Source organism: Streptomyces sp. NPDC002868, from assembly GCF_055563295.1.
Window position 1 is genome coordinate 60,724 of record NZ_JBVHDR010000011.1, and the last position, 18,748, is coordinate 79,471.

General features: G+C 70.6%; 17 protein-coding genes. 7 read left to right on the forward strand and 10 right to left on the reverse strand.

Features of this window, described 5'->3' with window-relative positions; translation table 11 throughout:
* Positions 1 to 40: 40 nt before the first annotated feature.
* A complete protein-coding gene (locus ACZ3H8_RS28820; RefSeq protein ID WP_467406841.1) occupies positions 41 to 718 on the reverse strand; it encodes a response regulator transcription factor in 678 nt (225 codons plus the stop codon).
* A gap of 464 nt (positions 719 to 1,182) precedes the next feature.
* On the opposite strand from ACZ3H8_RS28820, the gene ACZ3H8_RS28825 reads away from it, so the two are divergent.
* Entirely contained in the window at positions 1,183 to 2,703 is a 1,521-nt protein-coding gene (locus ACZ3H8_RS28825) for a peptide MFS transporter (RefSeq protein ID WP_467406843.1), read from the forward strand.
* Between the two features lie 71 nt (positions 2,704 to 2,774).
* Here the strand turns inward: ACZ3H8_RS28825 and ACZ3H8_RS28830 are convergent, their stop codons facing one another.
* The 6 genes from ACZ3H8_RS28830 to ACZ3H8_RS28855 all read right to left on the reverse strand — a co-directional run bounded on the left by ACZ3H8_RS28830 (position 2,775) and on the right by ACZ3H8_RS28855 (position 7,938).
* On the reverse strand, positions 2,775 to 4,100 hold the full coding sequence (locus ACZ3H8_RS28830) for a hypothetical protein (protein WP_467407292.1): 1,326 nt from the start codon (positions 4,098 to 4,100) through the stop codon (positions 2,775 to 2,777).
* A 14-nt stretch (positions 4,101 to 4,114) separates the two neighbouring features.
* The gene (locus ACZ3H8_RS28835) at positions 4,115 to 5,146 is read right to left on the reverse strand and encodes a neocarzinostatin apoprotein domain-containing protein (RefSeq protein ID WP_467406845.1); all 1,032 of its coding nucleotides are present in this window, start codon (positions 5,144 to 5,146) and stop codon (positions 4,115 to 4,117) included.
* Positions 5,143 to 6,054, reverse strand: coding sequence for a COG1470 family protein (locus tag ACZ3H8_RS28840; protein ID WP_467406847.1), 912 nt, complete (start codon positions 6,052 to 6,054; stop codon positions 5,143 to 5,145). The genes ACZ3H8_RS28835 and ACZ3H8_RS28840 overlap by 4 nt, the downstream gene beginning before the upstream one ends.
* Before the next feature lie 9 nt (positions 6,055 to 6,063).
* Positions 6,064 to 6,735: a peptidase gene (locus tag ACZ3H8_RS28845; protein ID WP_467406848.1), complete on the reverse strand. Its 672-nt coding sequence runs from the start codon at positions 6,733 to 6,735 to the stop codon at positions 6,064 to 6,066.
* 184 nt (positions 6,736 to 6,919) lie between these two features.
* Positions 6,920 to 7,414, reverse strand: a complete 495-nt coding sequence (locus ACZ3H8_RS28850; RefSeq protein ID WP_467406850.1) for an ATP-binding protein — start codon at positions 7,412 to 7,414, stop codon at positions 6,920 to 6,922.
* A 155-nt stretch (positions 7,415 to 7,569) separates the two neighbouring features.
* Positions 7,570 to 7,938: an STAS domain-containing protein gene (locus tag ACZ3H8_RS28855; protein WP_398986362.1), complete on the reverse strand. Its 369-nt coding sequence runs from the start codon at positions 7,936 to 7,938 to the stop codon at positions 7,570 to 7,572.
* A 328-nt stretch (positions 7,939 to 8,266) separates the two neighbouring features.
* Here ACZ3H8_RS28855 and ACZ3H8_RS28860 point away from each other — a divergent pair, with 328 nt between their 5' ends.
* From ACZ3H8_RS28860 to ACZ3H8_RS28885, 6 genes are all read left to right on the forward strand, one after another.
* Positions 8,267 to 9,160 carry an RNA polymerase sigma factor SigF gene (locus tag ACZ3H8_RS28860; protein WP_467407293.1) on the forward strand — a complete coding sequence of 298 codons (894 nt, stop codon included), beginning with the start codon at positions 8,267 to 8,269 and terminating at the stop codon, positions 9,158 to 9,160.
* 183 nt (positions 9,161 to 9,343) lie between these two features.
* Positions 9,344 to 10,537 carry a DegT/DnrJ/EryC1/StrS family aminotransferase gene (locus ACZ3H8_RS28865; protein WP_467407295.1) on the forward strand — a complete coding sequence of 398 codons (1,194 nt, stop codon included), beginning with the start codon at positions 9,344 to 9,346 and terminating at the stop codon, positions 10,535 to 10,537.
* Positions 10,530 to 12,782, forward strand: coding sequence for a lipopolysaccharide biosynthesis protein (locus tag ACZ3H8_RS28870; RefSeq protein WP_467406852.1), 2,253 nt, complete (start codon positions 10,530 to 10,532; stop codon positions 12,780 to 12,782). The genes ACZ3H8_RS28865 and ACZ3H8_RS28870 overlap by 8 nt, the downstream gene beginning before the upstream one ends.
* A 91-nt stretch (positions 12,783 to 12,873) precedes the next feature.
* A complete protein-coding gene (locus tag ACZ3H8_RS28875) occupies positions 12,874 to 14,673 on the forward strand; it encodes a glycosyltransferase (protein WP_467406855.1) in 1,800 nt (599 codons plus the stop codon).
* A complete protein-coding gene (locus ACZ3H8_RS28880; RefSeq protein WP_467406857.1) occupies positions 14,670 to 15,113 on the forward strand; it encodes a hypothetical protein in 444 nt (147 codons plus the stop codon). The genes ACZ3H8_RS28875 and ACZ3H8_RS28880 overlap by 4 nt, the downstream gene beginning before the upstream one ends.
* Before the next feature lie 74 nt (positions 15,114 to 15,187).
* Positions 15,188 to 16,195 (forward strand): glycoside hydrolase family 26 protein, encoded by a 1,008-nt coding sequence (locus tag ACZ3H8_RS28885; protein WP_467406860.1) that lies wholly within the window; start codon positions 15,188 to 15,190, stop codon positions 16,193 to 16,195.
* 32 nt (positions 16,196 to 16,227) lie between these two features.
* On the opposite strand, the gene ACZ3H8_RS28890 is transcribed toward ACZ3H8_RS28885, so the two are convergent.
* The 3 genes from ACZ3H8_RS28890 to ACZ3H8_RS28900 are packed head-to-tail and all read right to left on the reverse strand — an operon-like array spanning position 16,228 to position 18,726.
* Positions 16,228 to 16,605 (reverse strand): DUF6479 family protein, encoded by a 378-nt coding sequence (locus ACZ3H8_RS28890; RefSeq protein WP_467406862.1) that lies wholly within the window; start codon positions 16,603 to 16,605, stop codon positions 16,228 to 16,230.
* Positions 16,606 to 16,660: 55 nt separating this feature from the next.
* The gene (locus tag ACZ3H8_RS28895) at positions 16,661 to 17,452 is read right to left on the reverse strand and encodes a polysaccharide deacetylase family protein (RefSeq protein ID WP_467406864.1); all 792 of its coding nucleotides are present in this window, start codon (positions 17,450 to 17,452) and stop codon (positions 16,661 to 16,663) included.
* Between the two features lie 17 nt (positions 17,453 to 17,469).
* On the reverse strand, positions 17,470 to 18,726 hold the full coding sequence (locus ACZ3H8_RS28900) for a glycosyltransferase family 2 protein (protein ID WP_467407296.1): 1,257 nt from the start codon (positions 18,724 to 18,726) through the stop codon (positions 17,470 to 17,472).
* Between the last annotated feature and the right edge of the window lie 22 nt (positions 18,727 to 18,748).

The window sequence follows — 18,748 nt, forward strand, 5'->3', positions numbered from 1 at the left end:
CGATGTTACGAGGGCGTGCGGGCCCCGGCCCGTAGCCCTGCTAGCTCTTCTCGAAGCGGAAGCCGACGCCCCGTACCGTCGCGATGTACCTCGGGTTCGCCGCGTCGTCGCCCAGTTTCTTGCGCAGCCACGAGATGTGCATGTCCAGCGTCTTGGTCGACGACCACCAGGTCGTGTCCCAGACCTCGCGCATCAGCTGGTCGCGCGTGACCACCCGGCCCGCGTCCCGGACCAGCACCCGCAGCAGGTCGAACTCCTTCGCCGTGAGCTGCAGCTCCTCGTCGCCCATCCAGGCCCGGTGCGACTCGACGTCGATCCGTACGCCATGGGTGGAGGGCGCCGGAACGGGCTCGGTGGCACCGCGCCGGAGCAGGGCCCGTACCCGGGCGAGGAGTTCGGCGAGGCGGAACGGCTTGGTGACATAGTCGTCCGCGCCGGCGTCCAGGCCGACCACGGTGTCGACCTCGTCCGCGCGGGCGGTCAGCACCAGGATCGGGATCGTGTGGCCTTCGGCACGCAGCCGCCGCGCGACCTCCAGGCCGTCCATGCCGGGCAGTCCGAGGTCGAGCACCACCAGGTCGACGCTACCGGCAAGTCCTGCGTCGAGCGCGGTCGGACCGTCCTCCCGGACCTCGACCTCGTAACCCTCCCGGCGCAAGGCGCGGGCCAGCGGCTCCGAGATGGAAGCGTCGTCCTCGGCGAGCAGTACACGGGTCATGGGGTGATGGTAGACCGCAAGACGTGCGCGTCGGTGCGTGATCGTCAAGCCCTGTGGGTGTGGGATGCGATCATGACTACGACCTTCGATTCAGGGCAGGTAGTTCCAGGAACGCCTGTGATCCATATCTCAAGTCCTTCCATATGCCGCAGTGTCATGTCGTATGGTGATGCGACGCCTGTAGCACTACACGGGACCTTTGGCACGCGACACGCGCCAAGGGTCTCTTTGCTGCGCGAGGTTGGCTTGCCAGTCTCGAAGACAGTGAATGACCTGTGGGCCGGGCCCCGAGCGCGATGGCGCGCGGGGCGTGGATCCGGTGCGGACAGTCCCCCCGTCTCCGACGTACCGGAGCGAACCCCTCAGGCGTGGGGCGGGACGCGTCCCTTGCCGGTGCCGGCCAACCCCCCACCGGGCGCGTACCGCTCACAAAGCGCCGCGTCCCGATCAAGCAAGGATCGACCATGGCGTCCAGCCTGACGAAGGACTCGGCCAGTACCCCTGGCTCCGAGAAGACCTTCATCGGCCACCCCCGCGGCCTGGCCACTCTCTTCATGACGGAGATGTGGGAGCGCTTCAGCTACTACGGCATGCGCGCCCTTCTCGTGCTCTACCTGGTCTCCGGTGGTGCCGACGCGGCAACCGGCAGCCAGGGCGGCGGCCTCGCGATGACCGCGGCGACGGCATCGGCGATCTACGCCGTCTACGTCTCGATGGTCTACCTCATGGCCATGCCCGGCGGCTGGTTCGGTGACCGTGTCTGGGGCGCTCGCAAGACCGTCACCATCGCCGGCTTCGTGATCATGGCCGGTCACCTCTCGCTCGCCGTCCCGGGCCAGGCGATGTTCTTCGTCGGCCTGATCCTCGTCGCGGTCGGCTCCGGTCTGCTCAAGGCCAACATCTCCACGATGGTGGGTCACCTCTACGACGGTCCGGACGACCCGCGCCGTGACGGTGGCTTCACGATCTTCTACATGGGCATCAACCTCGGCGCGTTCGCGGCGCCGCTGGTGATCGGCACCGTCGGCGAGAAGCACAACTGGCACCTCGGCTTCGCGCTCGCCGCGGTCGGCATGGCCCTGGGTCTGGCCCAGTTCCTGATCGGCACCCGAAGCCTGAGCGAGAAGAGCAGCGTCGTCCCGAACCCGCTCGACGCCGCCGAGCGCAAGAGCATCCTGCTCAAGGTCGCCGTCGCCGTCGTCGTGATCGCCGGCTTCTACGGCGCCGTGGTCATGGCGGGCAAGTACACCCTGAACTGGGCGCTGGTACCGCTCACCCTGGCCGGTCTGATCATCCCGATCGCCGTGCTTGTCCGCATCAAGCTCGACAAGAGCCTGAGCACGGCCGAGCAGTCAAAGATGAGCGGCTACATCTGGTTCTTCGTGGCCGCCGCCCTCTTCTGGATGATCTACGACCAGGGTGGCTCCACGCTGTCTCTGTTCGCGGACGGCAAGACCGGCGACAGCCTGTTCGGCTTCGCCTTCCCGGCCACCTGGTTCCAGTCGCTGAACCCTCTGTTCGTCATGGCGCTCGCCCCGGTCTTCGCCTGGATGTGGCTGTGGCTGGCCCGCAAGAACCAGGAGCCCAGCACCATCGTGAAGTTCGCGATGGCTCTGGTCCTCGTCGGCGGTTCGTTCTTCGTCTTCATCGTGCCGATGGGCCTGGCGGGTGACGGCACGAAGGTCAGCCCGATGTGGCTGGTCTCGATCTACATGATCCAGACGATCGCCGAGCTGTGCCTCTCCCCGGTCGGCCTCTCGGTCACCACCAAGATGGCGCCGCAGAAGTACGCCAGCCAGATGATGGGTGTCTGGTTCCTCGCCGTCACCGCCGGTGACTGCACCACGGGTCTGCTCTCGCTCGCGGGTGTCGACCTGAACGGAACCTCGATCATCGCCATGCAGGCGTTGCTCGCCTCCGCGGCCGGCTTCGCGATCTACATGTACCGCAAGAAGGTCGAGACGCTGATGGGCGACGTCCACTGACGTAGCTCCTGCGCAGACGAAGGGCCGTCGCACCGGATTCGGTGCGACGGCCCTTCGCCGTGCCGGGCCCGCTAGCGCGTGCCGCGCAGCCGGCGCCACGGGGTGAACGTGAACACCGCGCCGCCCAGCAGGATCACCGTGCCGGCGACCAGGGCGAGGGCGCGCAGGGCGCCGTTGTCCTCGGCTCCCGTCTGGGCCAGGCCGCCGCTGGTGCTCGAACCGCCGCTCGCCGCGCCGCCGCTGGAGCTGCCGCCCGCGCTGCCGCCACCGCTCGCGCCGCCCGGCTGGGCCGCGGTGTCGAGTTGGAGGGAGGCCTCCGCCTTGCCCTTGACCGTGCACGGGATGCTGATCTTCTGGCCGCCCAGGGTGACGTCGATCGTCAGGGTCCCGGGGCTGAGCGTCGACTTGCCGCTGGCGCCCGGCTTGTACGTCCCGGCCATGTCGGGCAGGTCCACGGGCTTCCCCTGCTCCAGCGGATCCTTGTTGGCGGGGCCTGTGACGGGGACGGTGCCCTTGTCGGCGCCGCCGAGAAGGACCGCCATGGACGGCTTGAGGGCGCCCGCGGGTAGCGCGGCCGGGCTGTTCATGACGCCCTTGGCGGTCTTGACGACGAGGTCGTAACTCCCGCCGTTCTTCTTGGCGTTGATGGTCACCTTGGAGTTGATGCTCGCCGGTCCCGGCGACTTGCACTCGAAGGTGACGCTGACCTCCTTGCCGGGGAAGTCACTCTGGCCGCCGTCGCCGCCGCCGGATGTGGTGCCGCCGCTGGTCGTGCCTCCGGCGGTGGTGGTGCCGGAGGACGTGGTCCCGCCGGCCGTCGTACCGCCCGAGGTGGTTCCGCCCGACGTCGTGCCGCCCGAAGTGCCGCCGCCGTCCGACACCTTGATCGTCGCCGCGGCCTTGACCGTCTCCTTCGGCGTGCACTTGGTGTCGGTGGACATCGGCTTGGAGACGTTGATGTTGTACGCGTCGGGCGTGAGCGTGATCTCGCCCGCCTTGGTCAGCTTGATCTTGCCCTTCATGTCGGACAGCTTCATCGGGCTGTTCTTCGGGATCGGCGGGTTCGTCCGCGGCCCCTCCATGGCAATGTCCGCGGTCTGCGCGCCGGCCGCCTTGAGCGTGCCGGTCGGCTTCACCGTGTCCTTCTCCAGGTCGAGGATGTCGGGGTTCTTGGAAGCCGCCTCGACGAACTTCCACACCACCTCGACCTCGTCGCCGACCTTGGCCTCGGCGGGCGCGGTGATCTGCACCTTCGTGGTGCCCTGCACGGGTGGCAGCCCCGAGATGGGCGGTGGGATGCACTCCGTCTTGTATGCGACCTCGGCTGCCTGGGCGGGGCCGGCGGCCAGCAAAATCCCCGCGCCGCCGAGCATCAGCGCGACTCCGGCCGCGCTCATCCTCCGTTGCGTGCTCACGAATGTCCCTTCGTCGTGGACCGGTTCTCTGACGGTGCGGAGTCAGGTGTGAACCACGGCAGAGCCGCCGTGGTGGTCGGGGTGCCGGCCGGCCGGCTTTCCACCTGTGCGCTGCGGTGGCGGCCGGTGCCGCGGGGGCGGACCCGCGGGCGGACGCGGTCGACGATCGCCATGCCGATGCGGAACACCGCCGCGGGCACGACGACGGCGAGCAGGATCCAGAAGATCGTGACGCCCCACGGGCGGCCGACTCCCCACGGCTGTTCGGCCAGCACCTTGGTGCCGTACTTCACGGAGATCTGGTAGTCGCCGTGCGCGCCCGCGGAGAGTTGGACGGGCAGCTTGACCAGCGTCTTCCGGCCGGGCGCGATGGTGCCGCGCCACTGCTGCTCCTCCCACTGCGGGGCGAAGACACCGTGCGCGGTGCCGACCTGGAAGACGGGGTCCCGCACCGGCGCTGAGCCGAGGTTGCCGACGGTGAATTCGAGTGTGCGTGATGCCGGGGCGCCGAAGAAGACGAGGATGCCGGAGTCGCCTTCGAGCCGGGTGGCGGCGAGCACGGCGAGTTTGCCGCCGGTGGGCTGCGGCAGCGGTGCGGTGGGGTGGCCCGCGACGGTGAACGGGGCGTCCACGGTGGCCTGTTCACCGGTTACGGTCGCCACGTGCACGACGCAGGGGCAGGGCTTGGGCGGCTCGGCGACCGGCATCTTCTTGCTGAAGGCACCCTTGGCGTCAGTGGTGACGGCGCGGCCGTCGGAGTTGGCGCAGGCGTTGGTGCCGCCGATCACGCCTCTGTCAGGGACAGCCTGCCCGCACATGAGCATCATCAGGAGCGTGTTGGGCCGCCATCCGGTGCCGCTGACCGTGATGTCCCCGCCCTTGCCGGCCTGCGTCTGCGAGAGCGTGACCTTGGGCTTCGGGTCGGCCGCGGCGGCGCTGTGCGCGGGCAGCACTGGCAGCACTGGCAGCAGTACGAGCGCCAGCGCCACGAGCACAGCCGCCGTCGCCCTCAGACCCTTGGTGCTCACCTGGCTGCTCCCGTCAACTCGCGCTGCCCGTCCGCCTGTTCCGCACCGTTACCGTCCGGCATCCGGCCGGTTGATCTCCTGAGCCGTACGCACCACAGCGCCGTGCCGCCAGAAGCCGCCAGGAGTGCCGCGGCCGCGCCGGCCACCGTCCCCCACGGCACGAACGTCGCCGACGCCGAAGCCTCGGCCCGCGCGTCGCCCTCGGCCGTCACCTCGACATGGACCTTCACCGAGTCCAGGGACGGGTGATCCGGCCACTTCTCGGTGAGGGTGACGCGCTGGGCGGGGAGCAGTTCCGGGAGTGTGCGGGGCGCCCGGCGCAGCACCTGGCCGAAGAGGCCGTCCGCCCGGACCGTGAGCCGCGGGGTCAGGGCCGTATTGCCGCGGTTCACCAGAGTGCAGCGAATGATGCCGCCCGAGACTCGTACGTCCTCCACCGTGAGCGCCGCCAGCGTCGGGCCGCTGACGCGCAGATGGATCCGTACGCCCGCCTCCCGCTCGCCCACCGCCGCCATGACCGCGCCCGGATGGTCGCCCGGGAGCGCGCCCGGCGGGACCGTGACCGAGAAGGGGATCTCCGCGCGGGTGCGCGGCGGGACCGTCACCCGGTCGGAGGCGAGGGTGATCCAGGTGCCCGCGCCCTTGGACTGGCGGGCGCCGCGCACGGCGAAAGAGCCGGAGGAGGTGTTGTACGCGTCGGCCGGGCGCAGGCGCACGGTGAGCGGCTTCGCGCCCGGGTTCGTCACGGACAGCTTGTCCTCCAGCACTGCGCCCGGCACGCCTTCCAGATAGACGTACGGCCTGCCGCCGCCTCCCGGCTCCACCGTCCAGGCCGCGTCCGCCGCCCGCGCCGCTGGTGCGCTCAGCGCGCACGCCAGCGCGGCGACGACGGCCAGGAGGGAGCGCATCCGCACGGGTCAGCTCGCGGTCCGCTGACCGCGCCTGGTCAGCCACAGCACCCCGGCCGCCCCGGCCAGCAACACGGTGCCGCCGAGCGTGCCGAGCGCCATGGCCGAGTCCAGCGGGCCGGTCCTGGGCAGTTCGTCACCGCCGGAGGGCGTGGTCTGGAGGCCGGTGCCGGACGCCGCGGTGACATCCAGTTCCAGCGACGGCTTCGGGTTGTTCCTGGGCGTGCAGGTGGTGGTCGTACCGAGCGCCTTGATGGTCAGCACCCCGGCGGTGAAGGTGGCCTTGCCGGTCTTCTTGGGGGTGTACGTACCCGTCAAGTCATTGATTTTGATGGGGGTGTTGGCCGGGATCGCCGCGGCGTTCGCCGGCCCGGACACCGAAACCGTGCCCTCTCCCACCCCGCCGAGCTTGATCAGCGCGCTCGGCTTCATCGCGCCCTTGCCGAGCTCCACCGGGCTGGAGGAGACACCCTTCTGGAAGGACATGGTCAGGCGGTAGCCGCTGCCGCTCTTGACGGCCTTGATGTCGATCGGCGAGACCGCGCCCTTGGGCCCGATCGGCGTCTGACACTGGTAGTCGACGTCTACAACACTGGCATGGGCGGCGGGGGCGGCCATCAGCACCACCGAGCCCGCCACCGCTGCTGCCAGCGCGAGAGCTGTCCGCTTCTGGTACGACACCTCGAGTTCCCCTCACGCCGGAAGTTACTGTCGCGAGTCGCCGAAGTTACTGACGACACATCAGATCGGGCGCTCAAGGTACGCCTGGGACCTTGGGGAGGGAAGACAAAGAGCACGCCGTATTGACGTGCTCTACAAGAGATTCAAAACCTGCGTACACCAGCACGAAGGCAGGGCGACGGCGCTAGACCGGGGCGGCGAGCTCCGCCCACACCGTCTTGCCCGGCGCGCCGGGAACGCGTACAACTCCCCAGTCCATGCAGAGGCGTTGGACGATGAACATGCCGTGTCCGCCGGGCCGCCCGGCCCGGTGCGGGGTGCGCGGCGCGGGCTGCCCGGTGCCGCGGTCCGAGACCTCCAGGCGCAGCACCTTGCCGTCGCAGCCGACCTTCAGCGCCTCCGGCCCCTCGGCGTGCAGGCAGGCGTTGGTGACCAGTTCGGAGACGACCAGCAGCACATCCTCGGCCGCCGCGCGGCGGTCGGCCGTGGCGGCGGGCAGCCAGCCCCAGTCGTACAGCGCCTGGCGGGTGAAGTCGCGGGCGAGCGGGACGATGCCGCTGGCGCTGCCCAGGGCAAGGCTGCGCACCGCCCCGCCGGGCACCCCGGAGGAGCCGGCGGCGCCGGCGGCGCTCGGCTCGGGGCCGAGGTCGCCCGGCTGCTGCTGCCGGGTGGTGCTCATCAGCGCTTCACCTCACCGATTCACCAATTCGCCATTACTTCGATACTCAGAGTGCTGGGTGGTCAACGTTCTGCGGAGGTTCTCCTGCCCTGCCGAATCGTGACAACACCCACTACGCCGACGCGGTAAGCGTGACGCGGACTACAGGGGGCCGGTCAGTCGGAGAGGGCCTCTTCGAGCGAGTCATGCACGGTGAAGACCGCCTCCGCCCCGGTGATCTCGAAGACCCTTGCCACTACAGGCAGCATCCCGGCCAAATGGACCCCTCCCCCGGCGGCCTCCGCCTTCAGCCTGGCGCCGAGCAGCACATTGAGCCCGGTCGAGTCGCAGAACTCGAGCTGTGAGCAGTCGATGACCAGGCGTGCACGGCCTTGCGCGAGTGCGTCGTCCAAGGGCGCGCGGAGAAGTTCGGCGGTGTGGTGATCCAACTCACCCGCCGGTTTCACAACCTCGCTGTGTCCCTCGGTCCGAACCTCGACCTGAAGCCGGCCCCGATTCGCGCTGCCGACCGTCCCGCGGTCCATGGCCGTCCCTCTTCGCCGTGTCGTTCGCTGCGTATTCACTGCGTACTCGCCGATTTCGCCGCTTCGTCCACCGTGTCGCTCTTCGCGCCGGACGCCGTCGACAGACGGCGCTGACGTCCGTCGAACATTACGCCTTCAGTACGCCGACCGGCCAGTCGAACTCCCCATCAAACCCGACATTCGGGACATTTGACACTTGCAACTGTCCACATGGAGCGGGTAGGCCTAGTAAGGACACAACCAACCACGGCCGGCTTTGGAGGCGCCGCTCACCGCAGCAGCATGTATTGGCATCGGCGGCCATATGCCGAGAACGATGGAGGAGACCATGTCACCCCGGCTCGACGAATCGCGTACCCCCACCGCGCCGTCGGCACTGCCCACCCCCGCCGGCGACCAGTCCGAGCAGCTGGAAGGCCTTGAAGGCCTCCCGGAGATCCCGCCCTTCGACGAGGTGGGGCCGCTGGACGCCCGATCCCTGTCGAAGACGCTCTTCGGACGGCTCGAAAACCTCGAAGAGGGCACGCACGAGTACGCCTACGTGCGCAACACACTCGTCGAACTCAACCTGGCGCTGGTCAAGTTCGCCGCCTCCCGCTTCCGCTCCCGCAGCGAGCCGATGGAGGACATCATCCAGGTCGGCACCATCGGCCTGATCAAGGCGATCGACCGCTTCGAGCTCAGCAGGGGCGTCGAGTTCCCGACCTTCGCGATGCCGACCATCGTCGGCGAGATCAAGCGCTTCTTCCGCGACACGTCGTGGTCGGTACGGGTGCCGCGCCGGCTCCAGGAGCTGCGGCTCGACCTCGCAAAAGCGGGCGACGAACTCGCCCAGCAGCTCGACCGCGCACCCACCATCGACGAGCTGGCCCAGAAGCTCGGCATCAGCAACGACGAGGTCGTCGAGGGCATGGCGGCGAGCAACGCGTACACCGCGAGCTCGCTGGACGCCCAGCCCGAGGAGGACGAGACCGAGGGCGCCCTGGCGGACCGCATCGGCTACGAGGACCACGGGCTCGAGGGCATCGAGTACGTCGAGTCGCTCAAGCCACTGATCGCAGGCCTTCCGCCAAGGGACCGTCAAATTCTCTCCCTTCGCTTCGTCGCCAACATGACGCAGTCGGAGATCGGCGAGGAGCTCGGGATCTCGCAGATGCATGTGTCCCGGCTGCTGTCCCGCACCCTGGTCAGGCTCAGGAAGGGCCTGACGCTCGAGGAGTAGGCGCGACGCCGCGGGGACGCGCCCCACCGGCCGCCGAAGGGCCCATTCCGTCAAGGAATGGGCCCTTCCCCGTTATTGACGGGGCAGTCCGGATTGGTCCACATTGAGCACGGGGTTAGTGGGGGGACAAACATGGCTCTTGGGGAGGGCTGCCCGGCGGCGTACGCACCACTGGAAGAGCTGATGCGCCACCGCCTGGGCAGAGAATGTCTGTACGTGCCGTCATGCCGTCTGGGGCTCTATGTGGCGCTGCGCCACTGGTGCCGGCCCGGCGGGCGGGTGCTGATGTCGCCGGTCAACGACGACGTCATCTTCTTCGTGGTGCTCGCCGCAGGACTGCGCCCCGTACAGGCGCCGCTCAGGGCCGAGGACGGCTCCATCGACCTGGCGGCCGTCCCCGAATCCGTATGGCGCGGTCTTTCCGCCGTGCTCACCACCAATCTGTACGGCAATCCCGACCCGGCTCCCGAACTGCGTGCCCGCTGCGACCAGTTGGGGATCCCGCTGCTCGAGGACGCCGCGCACGCCATCGGCAGCACGGTGGCCGGGCAACCGGTGGGGACCTTCGGTGACGCGTCCGTCTTCAGCCTCTCCAAGCACACCGGGGCCAAGACCGGCGGATTCCTCACTGTCGCCGATCCGGCGCTGCGGGCGGGTCTTGAGCGGGCCCGGGACGAACTCCTCGAACCGGCGCGGCTGTCGGCGGAGCTCGCCTACGGTCTGCGGCCGTACGCCGAAGCCGGTGTGCGGGGACTGCGGCTCGTCGGCGCGGCCCGCGCGACCCTGCGGCTGCTCGGTCTCGAGGAGCGCGAGGACATCCGGATGGAGCTGCGGCCCGGCGAGCTGAAAAGGGCGCAGTCCGCGGCGCCCGCGCTCGCCGACTTCCACTCCTGGATACGGGTGGACATGCACGACTACCGCCTCAGACCGGGCGGGCTGCGGCTGCGGCGCACCGAGCGGCTGCTGACCCGCCTCGAAAGCCGGCTGGCCGGCCACCGGGCCGGCGTCCAGGCGCTGTCGGCCACCCGGTGGGCGCTACCGCGGCCGGGACCCGCGCAGCCGCTGTTCCGGGTGCCGCTGCTGGTCGAGGACCGTGACGCCGCCATCGCCGCGCTCGCCCGGCGCCGGATCACCGTCGGCTATCTCTACGACCCGCCGCTGGACGCGTACGCGGGCGACTTCTTCACCGACCCGTCGCCCGCGCCGGGACCGGCCGCCTGGTTCGCCCGGCACGCGCTGCCCGTCGACCCGCTCCGGGCCGAGGTGGCGATATCCGTCCTCACAGGGCTGGGCGCCAGGCCCGCGGAGGTCCCGGCGGCGCTCGCCCACCGCGACACAGACCGGGCCACCGGCCCGCAGGGCGGGGACAGTGGCTGATACGACCAGGCTTCGCCGGCCGGACGCGTCCGGCGACGCACTGCCCGGCACCGAGCCGGACGGCAACGAGCCGGACAGCGGCGCCGTGAGTGCCGAGCACCCCAGCGGCGACTCGATGTTCCGTAACGCCTACGCACTGATGCTCTCCACCGGCGTCTCCGCCGCACTGGGCCTCGGCTTCTGGCTGGTCGCCGCCCGCTACTACACCGAGGAGGCCGTCGGCGAGGGCTCCGCCGCCATCGCCGCCATGCGGCTGCTGGCCTCCATAACCGCCACCACCATGATCGGCGCGGTGGTGCGGTACGTGCCGCGGGCCGGACGCGCCACCGGGCCGCTGGTGTGGCGCGCGTACGCCGTCAGCTCGCTGGTGGTGTGCCTCGCCTCCGTCGCCTTCCTGCTCACGCTCGACCTGTGGGGCCCTTCGTACGCACCCCTCGGTGGCGTGAGCGCGGGCCTGCTCTTCACCGCGTCCTGCGTCGGCTGGGCGCTGCTGACCCTGCAGGACGGAGTGCTGACCGGGCTGCGCAAGGCCGTGTGGGTGCCGGTCGGCAACGCGGTCTTCTCCATCGGCAAGCTGCTGCTGCTCGCCGTCTTCGCCACCGCCCTGCCCGTGCTGGGCATCTTCGTCTCCTGGGCGGTGGCCATCGCTCTGTCCGTGCTGCCGCTCGGCTGGCTGATCTTCCGCCGGCTCATCCCCCGCCAGGCCGCGGCCGACAGCCACCGCGAGCTGCTGCGGATGCGCGACATAGGGCGCTTCCTCGCCGGCGACTCGGTCGGGTCGCTGTTCTCGCTGGCGATGATCAATCTGCTACCGGTGATGGTCGCGGTCCGTTTCGACGCCGCGCACAACGGCTTCTTCTACATCGCGTACACCGTCGGCGGGACGATGGAGTTCATGGCCATCAACATGGCCTCCTCGCTGACCGCGCACGCCTCGCACAGCCCGGAGAGCCTGGCCGGCGGGGTCCGTGGGGCGCTGCGCCGGATGGCCGTGCTGCTGGTGCCCGTCGTGGTGTTCCTGGTCGTCTTCGCCCCGCAGATCCTCGCCCCGTTCGGCGAGGAGTACGCCGCGCACGGCACCACCGTGCTGCGGCTGCTGGCCGCGGCCGCCCTGCCCCGGGTCGTCGTCGAGCTGTACATCGGGGTGCTGCGCGTCCAGGGACGTACGGGCGTGCTCGCCGCCCTCCAGGGCACGATGTGCGCGCTGGTGCTGGGCAGCGCGGCGCTGCTGCTCGGACCCGTCGGGATCTCCGGCGCCGGCCTGGGGCTGCTGCTGTCGATGACGGTGATGGCGGCGGTTTCCGCGCCGGGGCTGCGCGCGGTGCTCTCCGCCCGCGAGCCCCGGCCGAGCCTGTTCACCCGGCTGGTGCGGCGCGGCACCTCCGAGGAGGAGGCGTACGGCACGACCTGGGCGCGCCGGGCCGCCGAGCGGCGCGAGGAGGCGGCGGCGGAGTACGCGCAGGAGTACGGGAAGGACTGGGCGCGGCAGACGGCGTATCTGCGGGGTGCGCACGACGACATGGCGACGCCGGCCTTCGGCATCCCCGTCTACGTACGCGATCCGGCTCGGCGGGCGGGCAGTGGGGACGTCGGCGGGGGCGTGCAGCCCGCGCCCGCGCGGCAGCCGGTGCCCGACCCGGGTGAGGGGCGGCTGGCCCTCGCGCTCTGGCTGCTGCTCGGGCTCGCGGCCGTGCTGTTCTGGGCGCCCCTGCTCCAGGCCCCGGACATCACCATGGACCACCTCTCCGGCACACAGCTGCTGAAGTCGCTGCCGCCGATCACCCTCACCGCGGGCGTCCTGCTGATCGTCGTCCACAGCGCCGCCTGCTCGCTGCTGCGCCCGCGTCCGGCGCTGCTCGGAGCCGGACTGCTGGTCACCTTCGCCGCGCTGCACACCTCGCCCGCGCTTCTCGGCCGGGAACCGGAGCCCGTCCAGGGCGTTTGGTACGACACCCTGGCCGGCTTCCTCGCGGCGGCCGCGGGACTCGACAGCCCCGAGCCGCTGCTCCGCTGGCTGCCGGCAGTCTGCCAACTCCTCGGCCTGGTCGCCGTGTTGGCAATTCTCCGGACGATCAAGCTGCCCGTCGCGGCACAGTGGGGGGCACTGTGGCTGCTCGCGGTGTGCGGCTGGGCGCTGCAGAGACCTCTCGCGCCCGTCGCGCTCCCCCTCCAAGTGGGCCTCACCTGCGCGGCGTTGGCACTGATCTGGATACGCGCGGCGCGTTCGACGCCGGCTCGGAACTGAACCACCAGGGGGAACAAGCGTGCAACAGCCAGCCACCGAAACCGGGAGACCCGTGGCCGCCTCCAATCAGCGGGCCAGGAAGGATCCCGCGATGGATCTTGCCGACCTGCCCGCCGCCGACCACTCGCGCTGGTCGGTGCCGCTGCGGCTGGCCGCCCCGCTGGCCGGCGCGCTCGCCCTGTGGGCGTACGCCATGGTGCGCACCGACACCTCCCGGCTCGGCGACTTCGGGCTCGTCGGGGCGCTGCCGGTCGTCTTCTGGGTCGCGCTGGCGCTGCTGACCGTGGGCTTCTGGGTCTGCGTACGGGATCCGCTGCGCGGCAACAGCTGGTCGCTGGCGTACACCGTGGGCCTGATCGTGCTGGAGCGCGCCACCCAGGCGCTCGTCTACCCGACCCCGCTGTACTCCTGGGCGTGGAAGCACGACGCGGTCATCGAGCATCTGCTCACCGCGGGCGGTCTCCAGCGCGGCGACCAGCTGGGCGACATGGCCGTCTACGACCAGTGGCCCGGGTTCTTCGCCGCGCAGGCCGCGCTGGTGCAGCTGACCGGGGTGGAGAACGCGGCGATGTACATGGCCTGGTGGCCGCTGGTCTCCAGTCTCCTGCTGCTCGCGCCGCTGCTGCTGATCTACCGCACCTTCACCCAGGACCGCCGCCTGATCTGGACCGCTCTCTGGCTCTTCTACGTCGCCAACTGGGTGGGGCAGGACTACTTCTCGCCGCAGTCGGTGGCCCTCGCCCTGTATCTCGGCGTGATCGCGATCGTGCTGCGCCGCGGCGAGCGCCCCGCGCGGGGCCGCAGATCGCGGCAGGTGCTGTGGACCGCCCTGCTCATCCCGCTGATCACTGCCATCGTCATCTCCCACCAGCTCACCCCGGTGTTGCTGGTGGCGAGTCTCGGCGCGCTGTGCCTGACTCGGCGCTACCGCGACTGGACACTGCTGATCACTCTGCTGCTGGTGTTCCTGGCGTGGAATCTCACCGCTTCGCTGCCGTTCCTGCGGGAGGCGGTGCCCGAGATGATCAGCTCCTTCGGCGATGTGAGCGGCAATCTGGAGACGGGCTACGGGTCGACGCCGACCGGCACCGGACCGGTGATCGTCTCCTGGGTGTCCCGGATCCTCTCGGCCTCCGTACTGCTGCTCGCCTCAATCGGCGTGCTGAGCCGGCGGGTGCTGCGGCACCGCGCCCGGCCGCTGCTGCTGCTCGCCGCGGTCCCGCTGCTGATGCTGGTGGCCAATGACTACGGCAGCGAAATGATCTTCCGGGTGCTGCTGTTCATGCTCCCGGGCGCGTGCTTCTTCGCGGCGGCCGCGCTGCTGCCCGCGGTGCGGCCGCTGGCCGCGGAGCCCGGCGGGCACGGGGTCCCGCAGCCCGCGGTGGGCCTGCGGTTCGCGGTGCTGCCCGGGGTTGTGCTGCTGGCGCTGACGGCGGCGTTCGTGCCCAGCTACTCGGGCAAGGACAGGCTCAGCTACTTCCCGCCGCAGGAGGTGGCGCTGGTCCAGCAGGTCTTCGACCGGGCGCCTCAGGGTTCTCTTGTCGTTGCCGCCCATCGCAACTACCCGCTCGCGTACGCTTCGTACTGGAATGTGCAGCATTACTGGTTCCTCGACGACGAGAAGAGCCATGTCGAAAAGATCCTGAAGGACCCGGCAGGGACGCTCGCCCGGGACATGGCCGCGGTGGAACCGCCCGCCAAGGCGTATTTCCTGCTCACCCAGGGCCAGATCGCCAACTCCGAGATGAACGGCATGCTCACCGGCGACCAGCTGCGGAGCATCGAGAAGTCCGTCGCGGCCTCACCGCTGTTCGAGCGGGTCGGCCGCAACAGCGCAGGCGTCATCTACGAACTGAAGCGCACCGACAGCTCGCCGGGGAGGACCCCATGAGACCTCAGTCGCTCGCGATCCGGCTGCTGCCGCCCTTCGCCGGCTGGTGCGCCGTCGGCGCCACCACACTGGCCGCCGGATCACCGCTGCGGGTCACCCCCGTCGCCGTATTCCTGCTCGCCGGTCCCGGCGCCGCCGTCCTGCGTATCTACGGGCCCGCCCTGACGCGTCATCAGGCGGTCGGGCCGGTGGAGAGCTGGGACCGCGGCTTCGAACGGGACTCCGACCGTCTGGAGCAGCTCGTCCTCGCGGCCTTCCTGAGTGTGAGCGCGACGCTCATCTGCGCCACGGCGCTGATGGCCGCGCACGCGTTCAGCGGCCTGCGGGTCCTGGTGCTGCTCACTGTGCTGACAATGCTCGCCGCCTGCTGTCCGCAGCTGCCCGGCCGGACACGGACGGCGCGCGCGTCCTCGCCGCCACAGAAAGGCTCACCCCTGTGACGTTACCCCGACGCCCCGTTCGCGGGGCGCCAGGCATCCATCGCAGGCCGCACGACCGACGACGAAGGTGGGCCGTGTCCACAGCCCTCGTCGGCGTGCTGCTCGTGGGCGTACTCGCCCTCACGTCCTCCGGTTCCGACGACTCCAACCCCTCGGCGCACAGCGCCGAATGCAGGCCGACCAAACTGCTGGTGCCGCGCTGCGGCGCCTGGTTCGGCGCATACGTACGGCACGCCAAGCCAGACCTCGAAGAGAACGTCCTCGCCTACGAGAAGCGCATCGGCCGCACGCTGGACATCGTCTACACGTACCACGACATGTCCCTGGACGGCCTGGAGGGACAGCTGCTGACCGAGCAGGAGCAGCGCGTCGGCAAGGACCGGATGCTGCTGCTGTCCTGGGAGAGCAAGTGGTGGAGCGGCACCCCGGCGCAGCAGCCCAGCTGGAAGCAGATCGCCTCCGGGGCGCTCGACAAGAGCGTGATCGATGTCCAGGCGAAGCGGATCAAGGCGTACGGCAAGCCGCTGTTCCTCTCCTTCGACCTGGAGATGGACACCCGCACGCCCGCCAACGGCACACCCGCCGAGTACGTCGCCGCCTACCGGCACATCCATGACCGGTTCCGTGAGCTGGGTGTGACGAATGTGGTGTGGACGTGGGTCATCACCGGCTACACCGGCCACAGTGAGCTGTTCCGCACGCTCTATCCGGGCGACGCGTACGTCGACTGGATCGGCTACAACCAGTACAACTACTTCCGCTGCCACAAGGCCGAATGGCAGAGCTTCGAGGAGACGCAGACGGCGTCCCACGAATGGATCCGCGAGAACCTCTCCGCGGACAAGCCGCTGATGCTCTCGGAGTTCGGCACGGCGGACGATCCCGCGAAGCCGTCCGCCCAGGCCGAGTGGTACGAGCAAGTGCCGCGTGTAGTCAAGGAGTTGGAGGGGGTACGGGCCGCGCTCCAGTGGAACTACCGGGACCCGGGTCCCGGCTGCGACCTCTCACTGGCCAGGGACGAGTCCTGGAAGAGCCTGCGCAAGGCGGTCTCCGACCCGTACTTCAACCAGCCGCGGCCATGACGAATCCCGGTCGCGCCCGGTCGCGCTGTTGGTCAGCCGCCGACCCGGCCACTGCCGGACGCTCCTCCGCTGTTCTCGTCGTCGGGGGGCCGTTCGCCGTGAGACGTGTGGGATCCGAAGTTCCCGTACCCCTTCATCTCGTGCGGCAGGACGCGGCGCTTCCCGCCCTCGGCACCGAAGTCGTCGTCGGGTTCCCGGGTCTCCCCAAGGTGGGTGGGGTGCTCCGGGGGCCGCGGCTGCTCCTCGGGGCTCGGCGGCTCGTAGGGGCGTCTGCGGTTCGCCCACATCGCCGCGACGAAGATCACCACGCCGATGACCACGACGGCGGCGACCGGCGCGATGGAGGCCCCCAGCCCCCGGGCGAGAGGATCCGCGAGCTGGTCGGCCTGTGCGTACATGAATGCATTCATACTGTGCAGTTACCCGGAATGCCACAACTCTCACATTCCGCATCGTGGAAATGGCCTAGCCCGCGAAGACCGGGCCTCTGACGGCCGCACGGGCCCGTCGGTAGAGCCGCCAGCCGATCGTCGGCAGCGAATCGGGGAACGGCGCGACCGGAGCGCCCCGCCCGTCCATCCATGCCTCGATGTCTGCGACCGTGTGGGTGCGTCGCAGGATGAGGCGGGCGATGCGGTACGCCTCGTCGGTCTCGGAGCTCAGCGCGTGCCGGACGGCGACCGCGGAGGCATAGCCGGCGCCGAGAGCCGCCTTGCGCACGGCCGGGCTGTTGTAGCCGTGCGGATAGGCGAGATGCGCCACCTCATGGCCGAGTACGTCCTCCAGCACCGCCTTGGGCTCGTGCAGCTCCCGGCGGAGCGCGCTGGGCGGAAGGGTGTCCAGCTGGGGGTGCGTGACGGTGTGGGCGCCAACCTCCATGCCGTACCGCTCGAGGAGCGGCGCCTGGGAGAGCGTCATCATCGGCGCGGGCGGCAGCAGGCTGCGCCGGCCGGGCGTGATGGCCCCGGTGGTGAGATACGCGGTGGCGGGCAGCGCGCGCGAGGCGAGCGCCTCGGCAGTGGGGCCGGGCAGATCGGCGAAGCCGTCGTCGAAGGTGAGGACGACGGGCCGGTCCGGCAGCGGCGAGCGGCCGGCGAGGTGGCTCACGAGAGCGCTGATCGGGACCGGGGTGCGGCCGCTGGCCACGATCGCGTCCAGCTGTGCGCCGAAGTCCCTTGGCGTGACCGTGAATTCGGCGATCCAGTCGGGCGGATCGTCCATCACGGCGTGGTAGAGCAGTACGGGAATCCGGGGCATCGTCGCACCATCGCCTCTCACTTCTCCCTCCGCTGGTCCCAGGGGAGCGGCACGCCCCGGACCCGTCGGCGTGCCTTCGCATACCCGACCGGCCCGGCCAGCATGCCGCGGCGCTCGAGCCGGGACAGCTGGCGCGGCCAGGGATAGTCCTGCGCCCCGTGCGCCCCCGGCACCGCCGCCCCGGCAGCCTCGCGGTGGGCGGTGATGGTGCGGGCGTGCGCGAGGCCGCGCGGCAGCTTCCGCAGCAGCGCGGGCAGCAGGGCGGGGCGGCGCACCAAGAGGGCGGTGAGATACGCGGTGAGGCCGGCGCCGTATCCGTACGCCTGGTTCCTCAGGTCCTGCCAGGTCTCCCTGTGGTGGTGCCAGACGAGCGCGTCGGGTGTGTAGCGCAGCCGGTGCCCGGCGGCGAGGACGCTCACAAACGCGTACAGGTCGTCACCTCCCCTGGCGGGGGTGCCGGTGCCGGTGGCGGGGTCGAAGCCACCGATGTCCCGCAGCGCCGTGGCACGGAAGGCCATGTTGGCGCCGGAGCCGAAGCTGCCCGCGGTGAACGGGAAGAGCGGCTCGTCCGCGGGCGGGTGCGCCGGGTCGTAGAGCCGCGCCTCGAAGCCCTTGGCGAAGCCGCCGTGGCTCTCCAGGAGGATCTGCGCGGGCGTGCGCAGCCGGGCGGGCAGGATCAGCCCGGTCGCGCAGCCCAGGCCCGGGTCGGCGGCGAAGGGCGCGGTGAGCGCGGTGAGCCAGTGCGGGTCGGCCACGACGTCGTCGTCCGTGAAGGCGATGACCGCGCCGTCGGCGACGGCGATCCCGCGGTTGTGGGCGATCGCGAGGCCGGGCACGGACTCGCGGACGTACCGGACGCGCTCGCCGTACTTGTTCTCGACGAGATCCTGGGTGGCGCTGGTGACGGGCGCGTTGTCGACGACGACGATCTCGAAGTCCGGGTGGTCCTGCTCCAGCAGCGAGTCGAGCGCGCGGGCGAGCTGGTCGGCGCGCTCACGGGTGGCGACGACGACGCTTGCACGCACCGGATCCCCGGGCGGGGCCGGTGCGGGGGGCTCGCGGCCCGCGAGGGCCGCGCGGGCGGCCGCGGCGACGGCGTCGGCGGGCGCCTTGCCGGGCGGGACGCGGCAGACGACGGTGGCGACGGGGCGGCCGCGGAGACGTACGAGTGCATAGACGTCGCCGCCCCGGACGGCCGGGCCGCCGGCCTGCGCGGGGCCGAAGCTGAGCACGGCTCCGTCGGGACCTTCCAGGTCCAGCTCGGCCACCTGGATCTCGGCGAACCGAGGCGTGCGC

Bases quoted from the DNA above. Each gene is read 5' to 3' on its own strand.
- ACZ3H8_RS28855 (WP_398986362.1), bottom strand. From the start codon at position 7,938: ATGGACCGCGGGACGGTCGGCAGCGCGAATCGGGGCCGGCTTCAGGTC.
- ACZ3H8_RS28880 (WP_467406857.1), top strand. From the start codon at position 14,670: ATGAGACCTCAGTCGCTCGCGATCCGGCTGCTGCCGCCCTTCGCCGGC.
- ACZ3H8_RS28875 (WP_467406855.1), top strand. From the start codon at position 12,874: ATGGATCTTGCCGACCTGCCCGCCGCCGACCACTCGCGCTGGTCGGTG.
- ACZ3H8_RS28825 (WP_467406843.1), top strand. From the start codon at position 1,183: ATGGCGTCCAGCCTGACGAAGGACTCGGCCAGTACCCCTGGCTCCGAG.
- ACZ3H8_RS28890 (WP_467406862.1), bottom strand. From the start codon at position 16,605: ATGAATGCATTCATGTACGCACAGGCCGACCAGCTCGCGGATCCTCTC.
- ACZ3H8_RS28860 (WP_467407293.1), top strand. From the start codon at position 8,267: ATGTCACCCCGGCTCGACGAATCGCGTACCCCCACCGCGCCGTCGGCA.
- ACZ3H8_RS28840 (WP_467406847.1), bottom strand. From the start codon at position 6,054: ATGCGCTCCCTCCTGGCCGTCGTCGCCGCGCTGGCGTGCGCGCTGAGC.
- ACZ3H8_RS28820 (WP_467406841.1), bottom strand. From the start codon at position 718: ATGACCCGTGTACTGCTCGCCGAGGACGACGCTTCCATCTCGGAGCCG.
- ACZ3H8_RS28850 (WP_467406850.1), bottom strand. From the start codon at position 7,414: ATGAGCACCACCCGGCAGCAGCAGCCGGGCGACCTCGGCCCCGAGCCG.
- ACZ3H8_RS28895 (WP_467406864.1), bottom strand. From the start codon at position 17,452: ATGCCCCGGATTCCCGTACTGCTCTACCACGCCGTGATGGACGATCCG.
- ACZ3H8_RS28865 (WP_467407295.1), top strand. From the start codon at position 9,344: ATGCGCCACCGCCTGGGCAGAGAATGTCTGTACGTGCCGTCATGCCGT.
- ACZ3H8_RS28830 (WP_467407292.1), bottom strand. From the start codon at position 4,100: ATGAGCGCGGCCGGAGTCGCGCTGATGCTCGGCGGCGCGGGGATTTTG.